The sequence below is a fragment of the Sphingobacterium paludis genome (genome assembly GCF_004364125.1).
Taxonomy (GTDB): Bacteria; Bacteroidota; Bacteroidia; order Sphingobacteriales; family Sphingobacteriaceae; genus Sphingobacterium; species Sphingobacterium paludis.
In genome coordinates this window covers 116,469-141,621 of the sequence record NZ_SNZV01000004.1, presented here as the reverse complement: position 1 = coordinate 141,621, position 25,153 = coordinate 116,469, and the positions used below count along the sequence as shown (strand labels likewise).

The window sequence follows — 25,153 nt, the reverse complement described above, 5'->3', positions numbered from 1 at the left end:
TAAGTTACTCTTCAAAAGCCGATGAACCTATTCGATGTATTCGGCGCAGCTGCGGCACGAAACGTCTTCATGGTTCTTATATAAATAATTCTGTTGTGAACTCGCCTTGGCGAGATCTATCGTGTGATTAGTTTGTGACACATCCATTTTAGACTTTCGGCCATCATGGATATTTCACTTGCCAATTTATTTCATTCCTTTTTGTTCTACGGCGGTATAACATATTTCAGCGGCTTCCGCATTGGGTAGGCAATGTAAATTACCTATAGCCACGTGCTCTTGCACACGCTGGAATATCGAAGTCATTGCAGCAAATAGGCCACTGTTCCAGCGTAAAGCAGATCCGCTGGGCAACATGGTAATTAAGGCCTCTTTTCCTTTTTTCCAAGCAAAGCTGTTTGTCTTGGCTTGTGTTAAGCGTACCACCGCTTGTAAACGTACGCCTAAATCACGGTAACATGGTGTTTTTCCACTCCACGGAGTTCCATAAATCCATATCGTATTATCTTCAGCGATTCGTAATGCTGGGTTATCGTCATTCAGCAATTGAAAATCTGCTAAAGTCGTTAGCCAAAGCCGACTATGCGTACTTTTTCCGGTACCACTTTTTCCTAAAAACGCCACACCTTGGCCGGCGCGTTCTACAACAGACGCATGAATGAGCACAGTATCGTAAGGCAAAGCAGCTTGCGCAAAGGTAACCATTAGTAACCAAGGAAGCACGGTTGTTGTATACATTTCTTGTTCCACGGCGTAGATTTCATTCCTAGAAAAATCTTTCGTACTGCGCATTGTCCACGCGCGCTCCCCATGCCCAGCACGTAAGATCGTATAGTAATACGCGTCAGACTCTCTAAACTGAAAATGATCCCCCCACACGAGCGACTCTTCACTCAGCAGTTTTGTACTTGTTACATCGTCCTCCAGCGAGCCAAACTGAATAGCTACCGTCGATATCATCCGCCCCAAATCCTTATCCCGTAAAAAAGGGGCGAAACTTGGCAGCACCTCATCCGGGCTTATAGTTTGTGGAAGTGACACGCGCATCACGAGATTAGCAATTTCATAATATAAGCTCACTTTTTCTCTCGTTTGCGTCGTAGTCGTGTCTGAATCGTTCATTAACCTTGTATAAAAATTGTTTGATGGCACCGCGCGGCCAACTTCATATCATGTGTAACAAAAAGTATAATTTTGTCTGTTCCAGCATCCGCCAATCGTTGTACGACAATTTCCGCTGTTTCGACATCCAAGGCAGACGTTATTTCGTCAAAAAGCCAAATAGATGCCTCACGCATCATCGCGCGAGCAATCGCAATACGTTGAGCCTGCCCTTCAGACAATCCGAAACCTGACTCGCCAACTACCGTGTCCAGGCCCTGCGGCAGGCTGTATACAAATTCAGCATTTGCTAAGTAAATAGCACGCTTTATCTGTTCGGCATCAATCGCCTGATCGCCAATTAAATTATCCAATATGCTTCCGCTAAACAAAGAATTCCCTTGAGGGACATAAGCAAAATTGACACGGTGCACATTTGATAAAACAATAGTTCCATTATTTTGTTCGACTAAAATTTCACCTTTATGGGGCGTAATTAGTGCGAGCAATAAACGTATTAATGTAGTCTTTCCACGTCCACTGGAACCGACTATAGCCACAGGCTGTCCGCGGTGCATGCTCGCAGAAAAATTGTCAATGACCATCGTATCTTCATAACGAAAGGCCACGTCGTTTATTTTGATGGCAGTCGGCGCTTTTAAAACCTGTGCCTCCATTTCCGCCTCCTTTTCATCATGATGCAACGCGAGCAGACGATCAACAGCTGTACGAAAACGAATAAACTGCGGCACGAAACTCATTGCCTGAAGGATAGGTGTCTGTATCCTACTGACAAGTTGCAAAAAAGCAGCCATTGTACCAAAAGATATTTGCCCTGCGTCCAAACGGTAGATTCCCCAAATAAACGTTAATAAGTAACCGCCATTAATGGTGAACTTCATGATGGTTTGACTGCTGATGGCAAAATTTTGTTGGGCCATCTTCAATGAAAAAATAACATCTTGACTGTTCTTCAGCTTTCCTTCTCGTGAAGGGATAAGACCTAGCGCTCGGATCAAAAGCCGGAATCGCAAGTTCTCCTGCAAAACATTTCCAAAGTTACTTTCTGCTTGTTTAACTTCCGCGTTTAATCGACGCATTTTTCGAAAGTATAGCTTCGAAAATAAAAAAAGTGGCGATATACCTACAATGGTTAGCGCCAACATGGGATCCATTAACCATAGAAAGCCAAAGGAGGCCAACAACCTAATTAAGACCAAAAGGAACGATAGAATCCCTTGGCTTAGCATTTGGGAAACCTCTGCCGTGTCTGTTTGTAAACGCAGCATGAGGTCACCCGTATGCCAGTCTTTGGCATATTTCCAGACCGCCCGCATTTGTCCGCCAACCAGTGTTCGCTGCAGCCTCAGTCCCATTTTCAACCCAATGGTTTCGTTCCAGCGGGTGGAAATGGCTTTGATCAATAGGCCCAACATAACGGCACCTACGACATAGATCAGCGTTGTTCGTAGGTTTCCCGGCACACTGTGTACAGCCTGATCGATAGCTCGCTTCGAAAAAAAAACAAAAAACAACGAGAAGCCAATGGCCAGCAATTCGAGCAGAAAATATCCGAAAAGCTGTTTGCGAAAATCTTGGGTTAAGGACCAAACCCAACGAAGCTGATATGGCACAGAATAGGAACGCATTATTTTACAAATCGCGAATAAAATTGTACGAGTGGAAAAAATATGGTCTCTTGCGGTGCATAGGCGATGTATCGGCGGAAATTATTTTTCCACCGCTTGAAGCTGTCCACGCGTTGGTTTGTTTGATCTTCCCGCGCCAGATCAACCCGGTCATCGTGAAAGCCAAAATTTCCGGCGACCAATATCTCTTTCATCATCCAGTCGGCTTGGCCATTTTTAGGCAAAGGAAACGGCAGGCTTGTCGCCTCGAGCCCAATATATTTCACCAGTAACATATGGAGAAGATCGATCCACTTTAAGATCCCAAGTTTTCGGTAAACTTGACGCAGCTCCTCGCCATCAATAACATGGGCATACTGAAAACATATACGCGCCGAGTCACAGAGCTGCCTGATACCAATTCCGAAAGACAGTAAATGTTTTAAAATATGAGCATTAACCTGTACATAGGTTAATAAGGCTGATGGCAGAAAAACGGATTCTTCTCCCACCTGGAGCGTGATACGATTTAGCTGTTCCTTTTTTTCGAGCCGCTTTAAAAACGATTTCACGAAAGGATTATGAAGATCAAGAAGGCGTTGATGAATCTCGGTGTCGCAATTGTTCCAAAGAAAGCTAAAGCTAAAGCCGGCCTGCGCCTCGGGCTTAAGGCCCTGCTTCTGAAACATGCTGAAGAGCGCCTTACTATTTTTCTTGCTCTCGACATACCAGTCGATGTCGCCGCAGACCCGAACGTTCGGATTGGGATAGCAACGGGCCAAGCCTTGGCCCTTTAATAAAATAGGATGTATGTTTTGCGTTTTGAAGAAACGCACCTGCGCCGCGATGATCTTATTCATCCAATTATTACGCCGTTCGATAGCATCTACACGGACAGTCCAGCGCAGTAAAAGCGTCTTGGGCGGATGTAAAGCTACCGGCAATTTATTGACTCCCTCGAACAGAACACCTTCTACCGTTTGTTTTACAGCGAGTTGAAATACCTTTTCCCATTGCTGCGCAGATAGCGGGAAAAAGCTATCTACGGGTTCTGTAGCAGCCTCCCATAAGCCTAAACGTAGTAAACAGAAAAAAGAATCATGTATCTGTTCTGAACTCATTAATTATCCTTTAAGTAAGTTTTGCGCACGAAATAAATCGATAAGCTTCTGCGCATCATCCGTTGCTGTCGCTTCATCAACCTCATAACGATCCAAAAGCAAGGCGGTCACCTCTGTCAACAGAAATTCTTTTCCTTGCAATTGTTCCCAAAGCCAAGCCGCTGTCTCGTTTAACGTATACACCCGCGACATATCAATCTGATCTTGCCCAGGCTCTACAATAATGTAATCTTCACCGACGTGTCTCAGAATCAAATCTTCTCTTAATTTCATTTTCTATTTTTTTATTTTAGCAACCATCCGTCTTGCTGGTCGCATATAAAACCAAAGTACGCCTAATATACGGTTTAATCCGTCTTCAGGATTTCTTAGTTTCTCTTCTCCACGTGTGGCGCCGACTACCTTTGCAATAACATTGCCCTCCTCAACCCACTCAATTTGCGAAAAATTAGCATCTCCTGCCAATCCAAATTTGTTTTTTCTCTTTCTTACCAATCGATGCAGTACATAATTGCCGCGCCATTTGGCTAACAAAATATCGCCCAGCTTCACGCGTTGAAGATCGGCACGACGAACCTGAACTTTGTCTCCTTCAAATAAAAAGGGTCGCATACTCTCGCCTCGAATAACAAAGGAAACAGCCTTGCCCTTCGCAAGATGAAACTGAATTTCATCAAAAAAAACCTTATTATTAATAACGACTTTTCGATCCATGCCCACCAACTATACTCACACTTTATACCTGTTAAAATACGCAAATACGCTACAATTTGTTTGAAAAAATATAAAGTAAACGCATAAGGCAGCTCCTCTTTTCTTTATTTCCGTTCTAGCACTTGTCCATAATATCCACGACATACCTCTACCATCTTTGCCCTTGTAAAATACTGATTATATCTATTTTTTGCTCCGACGGCTAACTGTTGATAGCGGTCATCGTTTTCACCAATCTCTGTAATTTTCTGCGCGAGCGCGTTGGCATCCTCTATAGGCACGATCAAGCCGGATTCACCATCTTGATTTACCCAACTTACGCCAGATCCGGGAATATCGGTAGATACCACCGGTTTACCACAAGACATGGCCTCAATCTGTACAATGGCAAACGCCTCCGTTTTTAATATGGAGGGCAGGCAAAACTGACTCGAAGCCGCAAAATATGCAGGAATTTCTTCATCAGGAATATATCCAATCAAGAAAACTTTCTGTTGTAGATCGTTCGCCACAATCAATGTCTCCAAACTGTGCTGCAATGGTCCCTTACCTCCTATAACGACGCAGTAATCATCGCTTAATGTACGCGCGGCTTGAATTAAATATTCATAGCCCTTGTAAGCGACTAAACGGCCCAAGGAAAAAATGATTTTCTTCCCTGCATAACGCTTTTGTATTTGATGTACCAGCGAGGCTTCGGGTTGCAAGGGTTCTACACCAATAGGAATATAGCCTGTCTTATGCTGCACCTTCTGCAAGAACGGCGATTCGGCGACGTATTTAGGCGTCGTCCCCAATATCTTGTCCGCGCGCTTAATAAGCCATCGCTGTAACGGGGCATATGCCTTCAAGAGCACTTTCTGCTTTAGGATGTCACTGTGCCAATGCAAAATAACTTTCCCTTTGTATCCGGAAAGAAAAAGAGCCAAACAGGCCATTGGATCCGGATGATGCACATGGATAATATCATAATGCTGCGCGATTTTTCGCAACCGGCTGATCATAGCCGGGGCAAGCTTTGTTGCCGCTAAACTAAGTTGCGTGGGAATAACAAATAAATGGGCCAAGTCATTTATCCGGATAGTACCACCCGGATGGTCCTCTGTAGATGCGCAAAGCATATCGCAGTGCACCCCCGCTTCTGATAAGCCCAACATCAAGTCATACATCACTTTCTCTACACCCCCGCGGATCGGGTAAAACTTACCCAGTTGTAGTACTTTCATAGGATCTATCGTTCCAATAATTTCATAAATAATTCTTCCCAAGACTGCACCACCGGCTCTTGCAGCGGGGTGTCAGGCACAGGTTTTAAAAAAGACTTGTCGCCAGCGATAAGCTTTTCCATATAGCTAGCGAGCACCTGATGATCATCTATACCGAAGAAAGCGACCTCATTGTTCCCTTTAGCTGTTTCGTGTGCATAAGGAAGATCTGCAAGGAGGAGCGGACGCCCATACTGGGAAAACTCAGAAATCGGAAGCCCCCAAGTCTCCACCTTCGACGAGAAAATCAGACAGTCGGATGCCTGATAGTGTTGAAACAACGTTGCTCGATCCAAATAGCCTAAGAAGCGCAAAGCAGGCGTTTTCTTTGCCCATCGGTTGAACAACCATTTCGTGTATGTATTCTCTTCTCCACTGATCGTCAGCAGCACTTCAAAGTTTCGCACACCTTTGGCCCATAAGCATTCCGCTGCCGCGCAAATGCATTCAAAATTTTTATGGCTATCTGCAATTGCAGGATAGATAAATACAACCTTATCTGGAGTAGCTTGCCGTGTAACCACATCCAGATGGAGTTTGGTACCGTTTGCCGGCGCCACAATGATTTGTTTGGCGTTTAGGTTAAACAAACGCACAAACGCATCCCGGAACCATTCTTGCTGAACGACCACATAGTTATTTTTTTGGATATTAAACTGATAAATAAAACGGGAAAACAACGCAAAAAGAACAATTTTTGGTGCGAACAACACATCCCGAAGGTTCCATTTCAAAAAAGGAAAGGAATTGTGGCAATATACGGCACGCCGCGTTGCTACAACCGAAGGGGTTGTGTCATGCAACGAAAACCACAATGCAACGGGCTGCAAGCTTTTGGATAGGTTACGAAGGGATACATATTCATACCAAAGCCTATTGACCCATCTTTTTTTGGGCCACTGCGTTTCTATATATTCAATATTGGGAAAATCTACCAGCTCCTTTTTATAGACAATAGCCAGTATACGATAGTCTTCATGCTCGGCCAGGATGGATAGGTAATTTAGACAATCCCGCAAGATACGTAGTGTACCGCCTCTGTTTAAGTTTACAGCGGAGATAACGATTGTCTTCCTATGGTGGAGTTCATTCTTTTGTGCCATTATGCGTTAACCTTTACCAAGCAATTCGTTAAATAAATCGAGCCATAATTTCATGATGACTTCTTCTGTATACTGTGAGGATAGAAGCTTCGCTCGCTGACCCATATCAGCCCGAAGTCTATTATCTTGCATGAGTTGAATAATACGGTTTGCCAAACCTGCATGATCGCCCTCGTCAACAAGAAAACCGTTTTCCCCCTCATTAATAACATCTCGAGGGCCGCATTTGCAGGCGTAGGCGACCAGTGGAAGGCCGCAAGCCTGGGCTTCTAACAGAGCCATGGGTAAACCTTCATAGCGCGAGGTCATGGCCAATAGCGCGTGCTGAATATATTGACTTTCAATATCCTTGACGGGCTCGCGCAACGTGATAACATCTTGCAGACTATAGCGTTGGATTTGCTGCTGCAAACGATCCTGTAGCGGGCCCTGGCCGAAAATATTCAAAGACCAATCCGGGCATTTTACTTTAATTTCTTTCCAGGCTTCTATCAGATCTTCAAAACGCTTTTGGTAGTCATACCGTCCTACCGCTATCACTTGTTTGTTGCTCAAATCCGAAACTGATTTGGGAACAAAACTATTAGCGTTTGGTATCACGCTTATGTTTGGCAGTGCCCCCCAGTAGCCCCTGTCTTCTTGCGTAAGCACCACAAATCGTTCATAACGTTTGGCAAAGGCCACATCCTGCTTGCTCCGCCATTGGTCGATGAGGCCCCATAGGCCACGACGTCCGTATTGCAGCCGTTTAAATCGCGAAAAGTGTATTTCGAGTATCTTTTTACTTTTATCCTTGATTTTGTAAAGGAAAGACACTTCATGATCAAACATGGAAAGCGTCACATCTGGCTGCAACTGCAGCAGCAGTCGGCTTAGGCGCTGCTGATGTTTCCTTTGTTTTAAGCGGTAGCTAAGCAGTTTTTTCACGATACCTTTCCCATTGTTTAGCACGTAGTTAATGCCTAAGTCGTGCTGATGTACCCGAGCGTCCAGCGGGAAAAAGCTAGCTTTGCCTTGTTGGTCTGTTGTAATAATATGCACATCAAACCCAAGTCGCGCAAAGTAATTGGCTTTGTTTGTCAGTACACGTTCCATACCCCCCGAGTTGCTTGTGGCAGCTATACAATAGACAATCTTCATACCGCTGTGGCTAGGGGTTGACGCATCGGCTGCTTGCGGACAAAGGTTTTTTGCCCCAAACCATCCAGGCAAAAGAATAGTGCATAGATAACGAAGATATCTGTTGCTACCTTTAGCCAGATGACGAAGGTGATAACCACGAAAAAGAAAAACATCAGCGCATAGCGCTTATCTTGCTGCGCAAATATATAGGCATTATAGATGAAGAACAGGGCAAACACCGAAAAGCCGGTGAGGCCACAGTATAGGATAAAACGGCAATAGCCAATATCTGTGCTGTATAGAAAATTGTCAAACAAGCCAGAACCTATAATCCAGGTCTTTGTATCTTGTGGCCATATCCACATTTCCCGGTTCAGCTTATCTGTCGAGTCGGTGCGCCACTCGCCTTTCTCCACCCAGTTAAAAAAGCCTTCAAAGGCAAAGCGCATATTATGGTAAAAACTTTCATCCGTCTGATAGAGATAGACTGAAATAGATATACCGAAAGCAAGAATCAACAAAAACACTAAAAAGAACTTAAAAAATCGTTCTCGAATAACCAGCTTCCAGGCATCGGTAGCGATGGCTAAGTAGGCCAACGCCATACCAAAACCAAGGATGGTGGTTCTGGCCATCATATTTCCAATGAGCGTAATGGTAAAAAACGACAGCAATAAAAGGGCTACGTGCCATGCGTTGGAGCGTATCTTCGCGTCATTGACCAATAACGCTGCAATCATCACCAGCACCAACGAAAATCTTACCCCCGCCGTGTCCAAAGCCGCACCGATGCCATATAAACGATCTACTTCTTCGAAAAATTCCTGACCTTGATTCACGTAACTATCCACCAGCATTTGTATCGAGGGAATACGGTCGATTAGCATGGCTGCAACACACTGTGCAAAGCATACGGCAGTTAAATACAGCGTAATACGTTTAAAATTAGCCGCACCATGCAAGAAACGGATAGCGGTACAAACGCTGTAGGCCCCAAATATCCAAACAGCAAAAGATATGTAATAATTTGCATAAGCATAGTCGGTGGTATGGTTATAGTCCGTACTGTATAGACAAATTAAGGAGAACAGCACGGCGAGCCCTATCGATCCAAGCAAATTTAACGGTATAGTGACACGCGAAGCTCTGATACAGTCGTAGAGCAGGAAGAACATGCCGGCAAGGGCTAAAACATTTTTTGTATTTAAACTTGCGGGAAGGAATGACAAACCGATAGGAAAGTAGTAAAGACTTACCAATATGGTTATTGATATGTATTGCAGAAATTTAAGCATGTCTCCTAGCGATAAATAATACCATATACAAAACGTATCACAAAATAATAATATATTTTCAGCAGCCAAAATTGCTTTTTCCACGCGAAATATTGGATGAGACGTGTGCGTAATGGCAATGCTTTGTTATCCCATACGTATGCATTTGCTTCTGGAAACCAGTTCCGCCAACGCTTATACTGCTTCGTTTTAGCCGAGATCAATAAGGGCAATTTTATGTTTAATTTCAATTGTTCCAAGAGGTTGCCTAATTTCGGGGCGTAGCGACTAGCCCTCAAAAATGATTCGACGTCATTGATATTACGCGTTACCTGTTCGATATGAGCGTCCGTATACGTTTTTGTTAAGGAAGCACTATTCGATTGTCGGTAGCGGTATAATGCCTCATCAATAAACGCAACACGCTCCGCGTAGGAAAACAACTTCACCATAACCATGAGATCCTCGCCCATATTCATCCCGGGCGTAAACCGAATGTTATGTTGTTCATACAGCGAGCGTTTCACCAAAAACAACCAAAGGTTCCAACGCAAGGTTCCCAACATCATCTTTTCAAGAGCCTCCCAAGGCGTCTGGAAAGCCGGTTGGTTCATCTTCCGTTCGTTCGCATTAAAAGCTAAAAACCAATTGAAACCTACAATCTCTGCATCCATCTCCTGCGCTTTGTCGATAGCAAGGGATACGGAATTTGTTGCTAAACTATCATCGGCATCTACATAATAGATATACATGCCTGTTGCGTGATCCAGTCCGGTGTTTCGTGCAACTGCCACTCCCTTGTTTGATGCATGGCTTATGACCTTTGCTTGCCTTTCACTTCCCAAAAAATTTGGCACAAACTCTTCCAGTATATCTAAACTACCATCGGTACTGCTGTCATTCACAAACAACAATTCCAATGCAGGATAATCTAATTTGCTTAGCGATTCTAAGCAAATCATTAACGTATTCTCAGCATTATATACCGGAATAATAATAGAAACGAGTGGATTATTGGGCTTTTCTACAGGCATAATTACAGTTGTTTGATTCTACTCCCAGTAACCAATGACAGTGGCTTGGGTAGATATCGATGTAGCAGAAAATAGAAAAGCAAAAGAACCGCCATGCACAGCACTGGAATTAGAAAGTACCCCATTAACATTCCCCAACCTGGTTCTGCGAAGGATGTTCTTGAAAAGGCTCCCTTCAGTTTTCCCAAGATATAGATCGTATGTGTAGCGTAAATAAAAAACACAGCGGGTGATAACATAAGTAAGTATCTTTTGACACGGCTCTTTTTAGCCAAAGAAATTGCTAATAGAAAAACACTTGGTAAGGCGAATAGTACGAAGGTACGTACGACATATTCGTTTTCAGGCTTTGCCGTATACAAGGCGGTAACTGCCAAAGCAACTAGGGCCAATGCTGCGAATAGCTTCCCATAACGCAAACAGAAATTCACAACATCTACCTTCGCAAGGCTAACATATGCCCCTAATCCGAAATACATAATGGCGGTGCTGCTTATCCCTGGCAAATTACTCTCTAAAGTTGATAGATAAAGCACCGCGATAATACAAAGCCCAAATCCTCTTAACAGCTTGAAAAAATAATAAAAGATGGGGCTCAAAACTACCATAACCATTAAATCACGGATGTACCATAAAGGAAAATTTATAGGATATCCCCAAAACAGATCGTAAAGAGAACTCTGCCGGAGATCGTGATAATTCTCATTAGGGGCCCGCCCTACATATTCGAGCATTAGATTTACAACTACAATAACAATGACCAAGGCCAAATTCCAAAAAATATAGGGAAATAATAACGTACTATACCGCTTTTTTAATTGAGTGAAGTAGAGATTAGCCGTCCAATTGTCTATTTTACTGAAAAAGAAATAGCCTGAAAACACAAAAAAGAAAGGTACAGCTATCCTACCGATATGATGAGATATTAATTCGGAGACAAAAATATAGACAGATTCACCACCGAACACTGGTGGAATCGCCCGTTGCTCATAAGGAAGCATATGAACAAATATAACCAAAAACATCAAAGGAAATCTTAAGATTTCGACGGCTTCAGATTGCTGTCTCTTTATTTCTAAATCTACCATTATCTAAGGCGTATATTTGTTAACAATTTTTGAACAACGTCCGAATTGGCCTCGTTAAATTTCCGAGCAAAGAGCAACTGGGAATGTGCTAAGGTATCAAAATCCTTGTCTTGCCAATCGATTAACTGATTATCCCGCCATTGAATCATACGCTGCGAGCCATTACCTTCATCCTTGAGGTCATAAATTTGGCTACGAAATGGCGAATTCCAGCAGGCCGTTTGTACAAAAATTTCATCAGCGCAAAAGGTATAACTATACCGCTTCAAAATCTCCTCTTTTTGAACCAGTAAAAATGCTACAAAATCAGCCGTTAAACTAAGCCACTGCGTACCCTTTTTAAACTCAATATCTTGATTTCTTTTTACGTTCAATACAAATTGTAACCGCAGGCAGAGAAATCGCAAAATTTTTCGCAGACGATCGGCAAGATTACCGCTAGCTCTAAAATGTCTTGGAAAAATATGGTATCGCTGCACCTTACGTTCGACGTGCGCGCGTTGGTCACCCTGTGAATAGCCAATAAACTGCTTGTTAGGATGTGCGGCGCAAAAACTATGGATGACATCTTGCGTTTGCAGCGGCATATCTACTCCAGATAGCAAATGATAATGACTGAAGTTACCGCTGTCCTGCGCCATTTGAAACAAGCGCAATTCTGCCTCTACGATACTCACGTCGCCCCAACGCACATCTATCCGCTCTTCCAAAACAAATAAATTCGCAAACTTTGTTTTTAACGTGGGCAAGGCAGATACTTTGCTATCAAAATGTATAAAAATGGTATTACGCGGATCATCCAGCCCCTCAACCAAGCAGGCAAGAAGTTCAAATTCATGATGAGCTAGGATCAGATAGGCGTGCTTCATACGTCTCTTTTTATAGTCTCTACTAACTTGTCGACTACGTCCATTGCCGATTGGCTAAATTTTCTTGCAAATAGGTAATCACTATGTATTATGAAAGCATAATCTTCCATCGTCAATATCCTAGGGTTGCTTCCGACGAACTCATTAAAAAGAAGTTTCGGTTCATCCAGCACCGTAAAGCCCGATTTTTTATCCGCTATGAGATACGGTACGAAATATTCATCGCCACACAGCGACCAGCGAAACGCCCTCAAAACTTCTTTTTTTCGTGAAACAATATGCTGCACGGCTTGTTCGGTCAAACTTACCCAATTATTTGCTTTTATATGTACATCCAGCGCCCGTCGACGTATAGAAAGTATATATTGTAGTTTTATAATGACATGCCAACATAGGTTCGCTATGCGCTTGATCCAGGGTTTGCCATATTGAAAATAGTTGAGGAAGAAATGATATCGAGCAAGTTTCATATCAATTTCATAGGAATTGGTGTAGAGAAAGTTTAGGATTTCTTTTCCGCTTTGTTCGCGGAAAAACGCGTGAATATCATCTTGGGCTTTAAGCGGAAGATGCGTTCCCGAGATGAGGTGATACCGATCGTATGCCGTATCATTTGCCAAAGCAGCTTCAAACAGTAAGTACTCCGCTTTGATTTGCGATACCGAGCCCCAACGGATGTCTTGTCTCTTTTTCAGCATATCGAGCTTGGCATATTGCGTTTGCAGCACGGGGCAGCTTGTCACTTTTTTATCGATATGGACGTATATATCGTTTCGTGGGTCGTCCAGTGCCGCGATCAGTTTTTTCAACACCTCAAATTCATTGTGCGCGATCACTAAATAAGCGTGTTTCATTCGGCCCTCCCTTTTAATCTACGGTATACGGTCTGTACAAGCTTGACGCCGAATTTACCCAATGAGTTTCTATATACGGTTGCGATGAGTACCAATTTAGGATCAATCGTAATCAGCTTTTTTATAGCGACTGGTAAGCGATTGTAATAGCTCCACCAAAGATCAAAAGCGACGGTGAACGTATTCCAGGGTTTGGGCCCGGTGTAATGTACATTTCCCCGGCGTTGTACCGTTCTCCAATCTTGCTCGGTATAAAATTTCAAAAAACTAGTTTTGTACTGGGGAAGCAAAAATGTCCGTATACTGTTCCAAAACGGCGGAAGACCAACGATTCGGCCTTTACACAACTGGTTAATTACATCTTGATCGGGAAACGCTAAGCCCTCAACTTTGGCCGCTTCCAAGAACTGACTTACCATATCGTCGGCACGAAGCTGCTTCAGGTTCATTAAAAGCAGACCGCTATTGATGTAGGAACCTGGTGCGCAGCCGATGGCCTGCATGTGCGCTTGCTGCACTTCTAATGTGGCTTCAAAAACACCGGCCATATAATTATCCTGTAAATCCATACGATGGTAGAGTATGCTCAAATCATTTTGGAAAATCATATCACAGTCGATATACAGAATTTTATCGTATTCGGGCAACAGGCTCGGAAGCAATAAACGGTACGATGCGGCAATGGTGTATTTAGGGTCCACATAGATTTCTTCGGAAACAGCGCCGGTTAAGTCCATAAATGTAAATCGAGCGCGTGCCGCGCCAAGATCTTTTAACAGCTCTTGCATAGCTGTAGGCAGTGCCTCTGTTAATAGACAAATAAAGTGAAACTTCGATGTTTCACCTGCATATTGCAGGACAGAGGTAATACAGGTGGCCACCGGCACAAAATAGTTCGGCGTAAACGCCAGTACAATGGGTACCTCTATTTGGTTAGGTCCTGTGCGTTCCTCTTGCATCATTTGTTTATTAATTCTATGTAAAACTGGTTGAGATTTTGCGCTTCTTTCCGGATATTAAATCGCTTTCTCGTGATTGTTTTTTCCATTGGGTATCGTGAATAGTTTAGCTCTTGCATTATCCCGTTGCTCCATGCTTCGGCCTCTTCAATATCCAAGTAACGAATAAATTCGGTAACGTCCACCAACTTCGTAACATGATTAGAAACTAAACATTTCAACGCAGCAGCTTGTGCCTCCACTAACACCAAGGGTAGCCCTTCATACAACGAAGGCAACAGCAGTACATCCATGGCCATCATGAGCTCAGGTATGTCCGTTCGGTTACTCAGAAAAAGCACGTTTTGCGTGATGTTCAGCGCATTGATTTTTTGCTCCATCTGCGCGCGCAATTCACCTTCGCCTACAATCAGCAAAATAGCTTGCGGCTTTACTTTAACAAGATGCTTGATGACATCCAACAAAAAGAAGACATTTTTTTGTGCAGATAATCGACCTACGAAGCCTACGATGTCCCTGTCAGCAAGGCCAAGTTCTGTTCGTTTAGCTTCTCTCACGGCAGGCTGAAAAGCGAATCTTTCCACATCAACGGCATTATACAGTACCATCGCCTGCTTCGCGTATCGTTTTCCAAATACAGCACGAATGGAAAGATCGCTGGCTCCCGCTCGCGCCGTAACCACCGCATTCATCAATACGCGCAGCAGCTTATTGGTTAACCCTGTACGCTCCATAGACAAGTGCGCGTGTGCCACCCGGTTCTTAACGCCACATAGGGCTGCTACCGCCAAATAAACAGATGACTGCAATTCAATATGCGCGTGAACCAAATCATAGCCCATTGATCGAATTAATCTTGTCAGAAAAATAACTCGTTGAAACATCGGATTTGGCATATAAAATATCCGAACACCCAGAGCCGTAAAAACTTCGTGATAACCTTGGGGAGAACCAGTATCGATGGCCACGATATCAAACTGCGTTTCAGAGCGATCTAAAAATTTATAGTAATTGTATAAAAAAGTACTTATTCCACCTGAATCAATCCGCGTGACTATATGCAAAATGCGCATATTTTTTCCCATGCCGTCTACGTAAAATTTCTCCACTACTCTATTATTTTCCCAACTTGCTCCGGAATGGTGCTAGCGTTTTGGCGCCATCGACGATCAAACGTAAAAAAAATAAGGCTAATGCGTATTTTCTTGTACCCATTTTCAGTTGACTTATCCTTTTTAACAATTCATCATGTTCGATATAGCCGAAATAACGAAACGCTTCGAGCACTTTTTGTTTTTCCAAATCGGCTTTATAGTCGTCAGCGGATATACCGTCTCTGCGAAAATCTGCAATGACCATTTCCAACCTTCGGAATGTTCTCTTATTGATGATCAGCTCGTAAAACATCTGCTCGTAGTCGCCGACTACCTGATAACTTTCGTTGTAAGGCCTTGCTTTCAGGACATGCATTTTTGTGAACACCGATTGATGACATAGTGAGAATCGCTGCATAAAAAAAAGCGGGGTGACTTGAAGCGGCCCCTTCCACAGTGACTTGGTTTTATTGGGCTCCACGACATAAGCCGCCCCATACATGAAATCTGCATTGAGCAATGGCTTGGCACGATCCAGAACCGAAGAATCTACAAAGACGTCGCCGGCGTTTAAAAACAGGCAGTAATCTCCTGTAGCTACCGCTATCCCTTTGTTCATAGCATGGTAGATACCGTTGTCCCTTTCGCTCACCCAATAATCTATATGCGCTGCATAACTTTCAATCAGCCCCTTACTGCCATCTAAACTTCCCCCATCAATGACAATGTATTCCTTATCTGAATACGATTGATCAATTACAGATCGAATCGTCTGCTCCAGGTAATCCCTATTATTGAGCGTCACGGTAATGATAGTAATTTTCATATTACGTTGTTTGTTGATGAACAATACGTGCAGGAATACCTACCACGGTAACATTCTGTTCTAAAATTGATTTCGTGACGATAGCGCCAGCCCCTATTTTCACGCCATCTGCTATCATTATTCCGCCCAACACTTGCGCCCCTTGCCCTATGTCCACATTATCTCCGATCACGGGAGAGTCATCGGGATAAACGCCTTTACTTCCTAAACAACAATTACCATGAATGGTACAGTTTTTCCCGACCCGTGTTTTTGGATTGATCAGTATAGAGCCATAATGGTAAATTTTAAGTCCCGGCCCGAAACAACCTGCAGGAATAAAAAAACCTAGCTTACGCCCCAGGCTATTTTTTCGCCGCGCATAGTAGTATTTCAAAAGCTTATTTGGTTTATAAAAGGTATAATATTCCTCTTTTCGCAGCGCCCTTACAAAACTACGCAACCAATATTGTTCCGACTTTAACAACCAATCCATAATGTATCCCTTGGACAAAAATGGCAAGTAATCCATTCGATCGCTAGCGAGATATTGATTCAAGTCCATACCGGTCATCTTTTAAAGGTTCTAAAATAAAGCATCACAAAGGTCATCTTTAGCAAATTTTTGATACCGAGCAGTTCACGTAGTGCCCTGTCTTTTAGCAGCGCAAATAAAACCTTAAACGACCTGCTTGAAGCAATTGTATTGACAACCTCCCCCTGTATCGACTTCGTTAAATTGTGTTGTGTAACCTTCGTATAATAAGCTGCTATGATATTATCTGTCTTCAGAAATGGGATTATTTCACGATTAAAATATGCTAAAAAGTGTATTCTAGTTTTCGCCTTCTTTAGCACATTGTTCTGTTGAGCACTGATGTTTATTCCGGAAAATCGCCATGTAAAAAGTATTTCGTCAACGTAAGCGACACCTGCGTTGAGGGCTAGCTTACACCATGTAGCATCATCTGATCCCCAAGCTAAAGGAAAATTTACAAAGCCCCCTACTTGCTGCAGATCGGCTAACTTAAACATAAAGTCGGGAGCAACTTGCCGCCTCCGCTTTATTATATTTTGGAAAACAAATTCTTCCGGTTGTTCAAATGCTAGACATGGCTCCGAAATCTCGATAACCTCATCCTTTCCATTTATAACCTTGTAGCGGCAGTGTACCAAACTAACTGAAGGATATTGTTGAATTTTATCAAGAAGCTTTTCAGCAAATTTTGGATCGTAATAATCGTCATCGGAGGCCAACACGACCCATTCCCCTGTTGCATATACCAAGCAGCGATTCCAATTTTCCACTAAATCTTTTCCGCCAATGTTCACCTCATTTTCATAAAATTTTATCCTCTCGTCCGAAAATTCGCCAACTATTTCCGAAATATTGTCCGGCGATTGGTCATTAACGATTATAAGTTCGAAGTCCGTAAATGTTTGGTTCAGGATACTGTTAATCGCCTCTTTTAAATAGTTGGCTTTAAATACGGGTAGAATAAATGATAACGTAGACATAATGCAGTTTTATTTGATTACTATCATCAACTGTAAAATTCGACGGCATTGACAATCATACAGCTAATTTCAAGAATCTATACTTAGTTCTTACTTCGACGACAACTTATTTTTTAATCGGAAAAGTAAACGATATAATTTAGGATATCGCAAGCCGATCATTGCCCGCTTATCTCTCCCTCTGTAATTTTGATAAAGCGACCGGATAAGAGGCAAAGACGAGTTACCCACCACAATTTCTCGGAGTATGTTCGTCGACACAATACCTGAGTAGCTTCCTGATTCATCAAATAAAATTTGCTCTTTTATCCGCTCTACCTGTAATCGTTCTATCTTGGTAACAGTCAGATTATTTTCATGTCGCCTATAGTAAATTAACGAATTGCGAATTACGCCAATGATTAATTCAGCTTTCGCCATTCTTAATGCAAAGTTGTAGTCCTCTAAGATCGTATCGTGAGCATAGTGGCCAACTTTCTCAAAAACATCTTTGGCTAAAAATAAGGTAGAGCCTGGCACGAAGTTATAATGCATCAGTATTTCTGCCATTTCAGACTGGCTGCCATAGCTCGGGATATCAAAATATGCATCAGAGATAATTTGTGATTCCTTGTCAACGGCAAATGCATTCGTAATCACAGCCTTCATATTCGTTTTAATAAGACTATCTACACATCGTTCAATATAATTTATATGCAAGAAATCATCTGCTGCAATCAATTTTACATATTCTCCTTTTGCCATTTTCAAACATTCGTTCACCATAGTCGTCAAACCTGTATTTATTTTATGATAGTTCTTTTTAGCCGAGACGTCGTTCTCTGCCAGCCATTTATCAAATGTTGCTATAGAATTGTCTTGCGAAGCATCGTCCGCTACGATCAGTTCTATATTCCCATAAGACTGAGCTTTTATACTATCAAGATTCTCCGTGATGAACCGAGCATGGTTGTAAGAAACAACAATAATCGAAACTAAAGGCTGACTCATTTGGAACGTTTTAAAACTGGTTTATTGCATCAACAATGTATCGAACTTCCCTATCTTCCATAACAGGGCTGATTGGCAAGCTTAAAACCTCTTCATGAATTTTTTCTGTTAACGGGAATGAAAGGGTATTATACTCCGCATATGCTTCCTGTTTATGTGGCGGAATGGGATAATGAATTAATGACTGTATTCCTTTTTCTGTTAGATAGCGTTGCAACTCATCTCGATTGATACACCGGATAACAAAAACATGGCAAACGTGCGACTTTTCATCGGTTGGCATTTCCGGCAAGAGAATCTTATTATTATGTATATGTTTCAAATAATAATTGGCTATTTCACGCCTTTTCTCGTTATCCACGTCCAAATATTTCAACTTCTCATCCAAAACAGCGGCTTGTATCTCGTCCAATCGAGAGTTTAAACCTTTGTAGATATTGACGTACTTCTTACTAGAACCATAATTAGCGATTGCGCGAATGGTATTAGCTAACACTTGATCTTTACATGTGACTGCACCGCCATCGCCCAAAGCACCTAGATTTTTTCCCGGATAAAAACTAAATCCAGCAGCATCACCTAATGCACCTGTTTTTATACCATTCCATTCCGCGCCAATAGCCTGTGCATTATCCTCAATAATTTTCAATTGAAAACGTGTTGCCAGATCGAAAAGATCGGTCGAAAAAACGGCGCGACCGTATAAGTGAACTAGCATTATAGCCTTTGTACGTGACGTTATTAACGGCTCAATTTTGGTCACATCAATGTTAAATGACCGTTCATCGGGTTCGCACAAAACCGGAATCAAACCATTATCTGAAATGGCTAAGATAGAGGCTATGTAGGTGTTTGCAGGCACAATGACTTCATCTCCGGCTTTCATTATACCCAATTCTATATACGCCCTAAAGATCAACCTTAATGCATCGAGTCCATTTGCCACGCCAATAACATGATCAGCTTCTACATAATCTTTCAAATTTCTTTCAAACTTTTCAACCTCTTTACCCAATAAATACCAACCTCCCCGAAACACCTCTAGAAGCCTTTGTTCAATTTGCTCTTGATAAGCCAGATTGATTTTTTGTAGATCTAAGAATTTTATCATTTAAATTGCTGAATGTCAAATTGTAAACCTTCTTTTGTTTTTCCCTTCAAATCTAATAGAATTCCTTCTTTAGTAATATAACCTTTATGAGCTGCAGGATTACCATAATATACGTGATGCGGGGGGATATTTTTAGTAACTACACTTCCCGCACCAATAAAAGCATAATCCCCTACGGTATGCCCCGCTACAATAGTTGCATTAGCTCCAACAGAGGCTCCTTTTTTTATAACTGTCTTTTCAAATGCTTTAGGATAGTGTTTTGAACGCGGAATAAGATCATTGGTAAATGTTACATTTGGGCCGATAAAAACATTATCTTGAATAATCACACCATCCCAAATTTGTACACCAGACTTTATTGTAACGTTATTTCCAATAGCTACGTCATTTTCAATAAAAACATGACTGTTAATATTACAGTTCTCCCCAATAACTGCATCCTTTAAAATCACACAAAATTGCCAAACATAAGTATCTTTGCCTACATTTTTAGTTTGGACGTCGGAAGAGCTATGTATCGTCATAATTTTTTAAAATTTAAAAAGTGCTCGTAATTTCTAATGTAATCTTCCTCATCATATAAGTGTGACGCTATGACTAAACAGATAGATCCCGAACTAAAATTCATTTCTGAAGCCCAAACGCCTGGCGGAATGTGTAAACCCAAATTAGGTCGGTTAATAAACACCTGCCTTTTGTAAGCTCCATCATCCAAATGTATCTCAAAGCTGCCGCTCGCTGCAATCAGAAACTGATGACACGCTTTATGAGCGTGTGCCCCCCTGCTTTCTCCTCCCTTAATATCATACAAATAAAATATACGCTTAACCTCGAAAGGGAATCTATCATTTTCCAAGACGGTGATGTTACCTTCATCTAAGGATATCTGCCCTAAGTCAATAACGGAACAATCAAAAACTGAAATATTATTCATGATTAGCCTTTTTAAACGTATCAAAATCACGGATGTAGTCCGCCTCGTTAAAATTTCTATCAGAAACAATTAATGCTAAGGAATTCGTTGAAAAGTTTTCCAACGTTCGCCAATACATGTTTGGAATTAACAAACCGTAATATGAGCGATTCATCTGAAATCTGTGCTCCTTGATTCCATCATGCAATACGACGTCAAAACTACCGGAAAGCGCTACAATAAACTCTTGCTGTTCTCGGAAAGCATGGCTCCCGCGGGTTTCACCTCCGGGGACATCGTAGATCCAATATGTGCGCTTAATTTCGAACGGAATCTGCTTACTATTTTCAAAAAAGGACAGATTGCCGCGTTTGTCTAATATCTTCGGCAAATCAATAATTTTAGGTCCACTCATAATCGTTTGCTTTATCATGAAGCTATTCGCTATACTTCTTGTAATTCAACCATGCGTTTGAAACGCTCTGATTTAGTCTTCAACCCTTCGAAGCTATCTTGGGCAATTATTTTACCCTGATCCATCAATACCACCGTATCTGCATTTTTTATAGTCGCTAAGCGATGGGCTATAATAATGATCGTAAACTGTCCTTGCAAGGCGTCTATGTTTCTTTGGATATTTTTTTCCGTCTCCGAGTCTAAAGCTGATGTTGCTTCATCCAAGATCAGAATATCAGCCTCCTTAAATAATTCCCGAGCTATAGACACTCGCTGCTTTTGTCCGCCGCTCATATTTATGCCGTTATTTCCCAACATGGTTTGGTCTTTAAGCGACAAGCTCTCTATATATTGATCCAGCGAAGCTTTCTCAACGGCTTGCTGAAAACGTCGCAAATTATCGCTATTTCGTTCCGCCCATAAGGTAATATTATCGTAGATACTTGCATTAAATATAACCGTGTCCTGCGATATATAGCCTATCTTGCGCTGAAAGGTTTGGGTATCGTAATTTTCAATCTTGTTCCCATTTACCAAGTAATCTCCCTCGTTAGACATAAGCAATCCCGAGATTACATTGACCAAGGTAGACTTCCCGCTTCCTGACTCGCCAACTAAGGCCAAGGTGGTATTCTTTTCGATTTCGAGGTTTATATTGCTGAGTACCTTGTGCTCACCATAACTAAAACTGTAGTCACGTAACAAGAGTGATTGTTGAAGCCTTTCAAAAGCTAAACTCCCATTTTGTTCGTGATTTTTCTCCAGATCATCTGCAAAATTGTCGACGTTCTCCATCGTCCCTACTTTACCCAAAAAATAGTTGTATTGGCTTTGTAAATCCGTTAAGTTCGTTAACGCACGATAGAAAAATAATAAGCTGACAATGATTGTACTAAGTGCGCTACCGCGTACGTACACTTGCAACAAGATAACAGCAGCTACAATAAAAATAAGAATAGGTTCACGAATTGCGGCGGTAATGGATCCCAGTTTACCAATTCGATAATTTACAGCTTCGAGCCCTTCAATATTTTTTGTAACCTTCTTCGCATAATTATGAATAAAGCCGGTCGCTTTCAAATATTTAAAATTGGCTACTAGCTGAATTATAGATCCTTGATAATCGCTATTTTCACCTACCAGTTTACGCGAAGCTGCCAATGTCGATTTATAGATCCATTGAAATAGAAAATTGAACATTACTCCACCCAACATGATAAGAATGGCAAACTCAGCATTCATCGCAAATGCAAAGCCCATATAGACCACAACCATAACACCTTTTTGGAGTATGATGAGATAGTCTCGGAAACCATAAAGCAGCGTATTGATTTCTACAGTCATCAAATTTTGAATAGCCCCGACATCAGACTTCACAAAATGCTGGAAAGAAAGGCTAGAGAATTTTGCCAACAGATTCCTTCTGGTATTTACAATAAAGTAGCGGGCAACTTTTGCGTCGTAAACACCTTTGAAGTAAAAAAACAATCCCTTTAGCGCGAAAAAGACAACCATCAAAATCAACATATTAGCTAAGTTGAATTCCATATGGAAAAACTCGAAAAAGCGCATCAACCCGCCATCATCAGTTTCTGCTGCGCTTCCGCTTTCATTCCGATCGGCTGCTATTTGGAAAAGCGGCAAAAACATACTTAAGCCCAAACCATCCATGGCACCAAACAGGAAGGTCAGCGTTACAACTACGAATACCCTATGGCGTAAATAACGATAGAAATAATGGAAGTTTTTAAAGTATTTCTTTATCAGTTTCTTTAATGTATTCACTAAACTAAGATACGCTAGATGTATAACTATTTTCCAAATTCCGATTTTAAAGTTCGACGTAGGCCTTCCTCCATGGTAAATGGCGGTGTGAAGCCTGAGCCCATCGCTTTGCTAGAATCAAACTGCGTTACGGCACAAAACTTTTTCACCCGGACGGAGCTAATGGGCAATTTTTTTCGCGTTGCCCAAGCAAGCACATCAAAACCATATCCACCTAGCATACCTAACCAATACGGAATGCGGCGGGTCGGGATTTTTTTGTTCAGCACCTTGCCGGTATGGTAAACGAGATCATTTGTTGTGAAGTCTGGCTTATCCACATAATTATAAACTTCTAAACCCACCGTTTTGTTTTCGACAAGAAACTGGATGAAAGCGACAATGTTGCCCACATAGGCCATCGACTTGCGGTTGGTTCCCGGGCCGATCATCATAAACTTTCCGGATGCAATCTGGTTGAGCAAATTCCAAACATTGCCGCGATTGCCTTCTCCAAAAATCACCGTGGGGCGCACAATGGAAATGGTCCAGTCGCTGTGCTGTTTGCTCCATTCCTGCAGCACCTCTTCCGCTTGCCACTTGCTCTTGCCATAATGGTTAAAGGGATCTGCAGGTAGTTGCTCATCGGGATTCTCTTTATCCAAGCCATATACGGCGACAGAACTGGTAAAAATAATATGTTTGCAGCCATTGGCTTCCATAGCCTCCAGCACATTTTTTATCCCTTGGACATTGACATCGTAATACAAAGACGTTGGCGAGACATCATCCCGGTGTTCCGCGGCCAACAGCACCACCACATCCGCCCCGCGTAGTCCACTCGTTAGGCCAGCAACATCACAGACATCGCCGATCTGTGTAAGCGAGATATAACTTTCGCTTTGTTTTTTATCAATATTTACAATTTCAATACTGTTTTCTAGAAGCAATTTCTCAATCAGGCGTGTCCCTACAAATCCGGATCCGCCAATAACGGTAACTTTCATAAGAAGTTAGTTAATTTAAGGATTAACGAACATTCTCCAACTGGAGATTTTTCAATGATACATCCTGTAAATTTAGCTTTTTATTTTCAGTATTCTCCAATTTGTTTTCGGCGCTCATTAACTCCTGAACAGCTCTCATCGTCCGTATACTTTCTACTTTATTCAGCACCATGTGGAAGCTTGACCAAAAAATAAGATCCCAAAGTAAAACGATGTTATTGCTAATGTAATTGACCATGACACTGTTAAACACAGCGAAGAAGGTAGCTAATGCGAGTATACTCATCATTGCCGTCCGGTGAGACAGCCCCAAATCCAACAGCTTGTGATGAATATGGTTTCGATCGGGTTGGAACAAAGGCTTTCCGGCCCGCTTGCGCACCCACATCACCCGTAGCACATCCATAACAGGAACGATCAGTACAGAAAAAGCTGCGACAATCGCGCCTTCATAAAAGGGCTTTATGCCCGCGTTGTTCATCGCGAAACTAATAGCAAGGAATGCAATGGAAAGACCTAAGGTAAGACTACCCGTATCCCCCATGAAAATGCGACGTCGGCGCTTTTTGATACCGAACACATTGAAGTAAAAAAACGGCGTGAGCACGCCTGCCGTAATAAAGGCAAACATCGCATGCAGACAGGCTCCTTGAACAGCAAACATCACACCTAACACCATACAGCCGACCGCGATCAATCCGGAACACAAACCATCCAGCCCATCAATTAAGTTTACCGCATTAATAATCAATATAACAACCAGCATCGTCAATGGCATGCCTACGTAGGCCGGAATAGCGGTGATAAAGAATACGCCATACAGGTCATTTATCCATAAGCCTGATAACGGAAACAAAGCAGCAACAAACAGCTGAACAGCAAATTTCCACTTGTAACTTACGCCAACGAGATCATCGCCAATCCCAACGAGGAAAAGCATAACCAAACCACAGATCAGTAATAGAAACATCGGCAAGACCTCTTGCGTATTGACACTTAAATCCACAAAATTGTACTTATAAAACACCACCACGGCAAACGTCATCAAGAAACATTGCACGGGTGCAAATGTAACGCCACCCAAACGCGGTATGAACTGCGCATGGAGTTTACGCTTATCAATAGGATCAAAAAGTCTTTTCTTAAAACAAACCAGAAAGACATAAGGAAGTATAATCCGACCGAGGTAGAGTGCAATAAAAAATGGAGCGAGTATAAATAAAATTTTCATTCGTATTATTTGTTATTTGATGGTGATGAAGCGATCAGATTCATTCACCGCGTGTATGTGTTGAATGGCATTCCTGGACGCGTTTTCTGGGTTACCCATATCCCTTTGTAACTAAATAAATCATGATGG

26 protein-coding genes are annotated in these 25,153 nt (G+C 42.1%); all 26 read right to left on the bottom strand.

The features are described 5' to 3' along the window. Window positions 1–186 precede the first annotated feature (186 nt). The 26 genes from B0I21_RS08840 to B0I21_RS08715 all read right to left on the bottom strand — a co-directional run bounded on the left by B0I21_RS08840 (window position 187) and on the right by B0I21_RS08715 (window position 25,024). Window positions 187–1,122, bottom strand: coding sequence for a hypothetical protein (locus B0I21_RS08840; protein ID WP_133640117.1), 936 nt, complete (start codon window positions 1,120–1,122; stop codon window positions 187–189). Beyond that, the gene (locus B0I21_RS08835) at window positions 1,122–2,750 is read right to left on the bottom strand and encodes an ABC transporter ATP-binding protein (protein ID WP_133640116.1); all 1,629 of its coding nucleotides are present in this window, start codon (window positions 2,748–2,750) and stop codon (window positions 1,122–1,124) included. Before B0I21_RS08835 ends, B0I21_RS08840 begins: the two co-directional genes overlap by 1 nt. Then, window positions 2,750–3,850: a nucleotidyltransferase family protein gene (locus tag B0I21_RS08830; protein WP_133640115.1), complete on the bottom strand. Its 1,101-nt coding sequence runs from the start codon at window positions 3,848–3,850 to the stop codon at window positions 2,750–2,752. Before B0I21_RS08830 ends, B0I21_RS08835 begins: the two co-directional genes overlap by 1 nt. Before the next feature lie 3 nt (window positions 3,851–3,853). Further along, the gene (locus tag B0I21_RS08825) at window positions 3,854–4,123 is read right to left on the bottom strand and encodes a PqqD family protein (protein WP_133640114.1); all 270 of its coding nucleotides are present in this window, start codon (window positions 4,121–4,123) and stop codon (window positions 3,854–3,856) included. Between the two features lie 3 nt (window positions 4,124–4,126). Continuing rightward, a complete protein-coding gene (locus B0I21_RS08820; RefSeq protein ID WP_133640113.1) occupies window positions 4,127–4,564 on the bottom strand; it encodes a S24 family peptidase in 438 nt (145 codons plus the stop codon). Between the two features lie 104 nt (window positions 4,565–4,668). After that, the gene (locus B0I21_RS08815; protein ID WP_133640112.1) at window positions 4,669–5,790 is read right to left on the bottom strand and encodes a glycosyltransferase; all 1,122 of its coding nucleotides are present in this window, start codon (window positions 5,788–5,790) and stop codon (window positions 4,669–4,671) included. Window positions 5,791–5,795: 5 nt separating this feature from the next. Beyond that, complete coding sequence (locus B0I21_RS08810; RefSeq protein WP_133640111.1) at window positions 5,796–6,932, bottom strand: glycosyltransferase; 1,137 nt, start codon at window positions 6,930–6,932, stop codon at window positions 5,796–5,798. Window positions 6,933–6,938: 6 nt separating this feature from the next. Continuing rightward, the gene (locus B0I21_RS08805) at window positions 6,939–8,072 is read right to left on the bottom strand and encodes a glycosyltransferase family 4 protein (RefSeq protein ID WP_133640110.1); all 1,134 of its coding nucleotides are present in this window, start codon (window positions 8,070–8,072) and stop codon (window positions 6,939–6,941) included. Then, window positions 8,069–9,349, bottom strand: coding sequence for a hypothetical protein (locus B0I21_RS08800; RefSeq protein ID WP_208292308.1), 1,281 nt, complete (start codon window positions 9,347–9,349; stop codon window positions 8,069–8,071). The genes B0I21_RS08805 and B0I21_RS08800 overlap by 4 nt, the downstream gene beginning before the upstream one ends. A gap of 5 nt (window positions 9,350–9,354) precedes the next feature. Further along, a complete protein-coding gene (locus B0I21_RS08795; protein ID WP_133640109.1) occupies window positions 9,355–10,362 on the bottom strand; it encodes a glycosyltransferase family 2 protein in 1,008 nt (335 codons plus the stop codon). Window positions 10,363–10,364: 2 nt separating this feature from the next. Then, the gene (locus B0I21_RS08790; RefSeq protein WP_133640108.1) at window positions 10,365–11,450 is read right to left on the bottom strand and encodes an acyltransferase family protein; all 1,086 of its coding nucleotides are present in this window, start codon (window positions 11,448–11,450) and stop codon (window positions 10,365–10,367) included. Then, entirely contained in the window at window positions 11,450–12,319 is an 870-nt protein-coding gene (locus B0I21_RS08785; RefSeq protein ID WP_133640107.1) for a beta-1,6-N-acetylglucosaminyltransferase, read from the bottom strand. Before B0I21_RS08785 ends, B0I21_RS08790 begins: the two co-directional genes overlap by 1 nt. Continuing rightward, window positions 12,316–13,173, bottom strand: coding sequence for a beta-1,6-N-acetylglucosaminyltransferase (locus tag B0I21_RS08780; protein ID WP_133640106.1), 858 nt, complete (start codon window positions 13,171–13,173; stop codon window positions 12,316–12,318). The genes B0I21_RS08785 and B0I21_RS08780 overlap by 4 nt, the downstream gene beginning before the upstream one ends. Beyond that, window positions 13,170–14,135: a glycosyltransferase family 8 protein gene (locus B0I21_RS08775; RefSeq protein ID WP_208292307.1), complete on the bottom strand. Its 966-nt coding sequence runs from the start codon at window positions 14,133–14,135 to the stop codon at window positions 13,170–13,172. The genes B0I21_RS08780 and B0I21_RS08775 overlap by 4 nt, the downstream gene beginning before the upstream one ends. Then, window positions 14,132–15,241: a glycosyltransferase gene (locus B0I21_RS08770; RefSeq protein ID WP_208292306.1), complete on the bottom strand. Its 1,110-nt coding sequence runs from the start codon at window positions 15,239–15,241 to the stop codon at window positions 14,132–14,134. The genes B0I21_RS08775 and B0I21_RS08770 overlap by 4 nt, the downstream gene beginning before the upstream one ends. A gap of 7 nt (window positions 15,242–15,248) precedes the next feature. Continuing rightward, on the bottom strand, window positions 15,249–16,052 hold the full coding sequence (locus B0I21_RS08765) for a glycosyltransferase family 2 protein (RefSeq protein ID WP_133640105.1): 804 nt from the start codon (window positions 16,050–16,052) through the stop codon (window positions 15,249–15,251). Between the two features lies 1 nt (window position 16,053). Continuing rightward, window positions 16,054–16,596: a serine O-acetyltransferase gene (locus B0I21_RS08760; RefSeq protein WP_133640104.1), complete on the bottom strand. Its 543-nt coding sequence runs from the start codon at window positions 16,594–16,596 to the stop codon at window positions 16,054–16,056. A gap of 5 nt (window positions 16,597–16,601) precedes the next feature. Continuing rightward, window positions 16,602–17,549 carry a glycosyltransferase family 2 protein gene (locus B0I21_RS08755; protein WP_133640103.1) on the bottom strand — a complete coding sequence of 316 codons (948 nt, stop codon included), beginning with the start codon at window positions 17,547–17,549 and terminating at the stop codon, window positions 16,602–16,604. A gap of 90 nt (window positions 17,550–17,639) precedes the next feature. Then, complete coding sequence (locus B0I21_RS08750; RefSeq protein WP_133640102.1) at window positions 17,640–18,539, bottom strand: glycosyltransferase family 2 protein; 900 nt, start codon at window positions 18,537–18,539, stop codon at window positions 17,640–17,642. Between the two features lie 10 nt (window positions 18,540–18,549). Then, complete coding sequence (locus B0I21_RS08745) at window positions 18,550–19,650, bottom strand: DegT/DnrJ/EryC1/StrS family aminotransferase (protein WP_133640101.1); 1,101 nt, start codon at window positions 19,648–19,650, stop codon at window positions 18,550–18,552. Then, window positions 19,647–20,177: an acyltransferase gene (locus B0I21_RS08740; RefSeq protein ID WP_133640100.1), complete on the bottom strand. Its 531-nt coding sequence runs from the start codon at window positions 20,175–20,177 to the stop codon at window positions 19,647–19,649. Before B0I21_RS08740 ends, B0I21_RS08745 begins: the two co-directional genes overlap by 4 nt. Next, entirely contained in the window at window positions 20,174–20,587 is a 414-nt protein-coding gene (locus B0I21_RS08735; protein ID WP_133640099.1) for a sugar 3,4-ketoisomerase, read from the bottom strand. The genes B0I21_RS08740 and B0I21_RS08735 overlap by 4 nt, the downstream gene beginning before the upstream one ends. Further along, window positions 20,580–20,981 (bottom strand): sugar 3,4-ketoisomerase, encoded by a 402-nt coding sequence (locus B0I21_RS08730; protein WP_133640098.1) that lies wholly within the window; start codon window positions 20,979–20,981, stop codon window positions 20,580–20,582. Before B0I21_RS08730 ends, B0I21_RS08735 begins: the two co-directional genes overlap by 8 nt. A gap of 29 nt (window positions 20,982–21,010) precedes the next feature. Next, window positions 21,011–22,807: an ABC transporter ATP-binding protein gene (locus B0I21_RS08725; RefSeq protein ID WP_133640097.1), complete on the bottom strand. Its 1,797-nt coding sequence runs from the start codon at window positions 22,805–22,807 to the stop codon at window positions 21,011–21,013. Window positions 22,808–22,833: 26 nt separating this feature from the next. After that, entirely contained in the window at window positions 22,834–23,793 is a 960-nt protein-coding gene (locus B0I21_RS08720; RefSeq protein WP_133640096.1) for an NAD-dependent epimerase/dehydratase family protein, read from the bottom strand. 22 nt (window positions 23,794–23,815) lie between these two features. After that, complete coding sequence (locus B0I21_RS08715; protein ID WP_133640095.1) at window positions 23,816–25,024, bottom strand: MraY family glycosyltransferase; 1,209 nt, start codon at window positions 25,022–25,024, stop codon at window positions 23,816–23,818. Window positions 25,025–25,153: the final 129 nt, after the last annotated feature.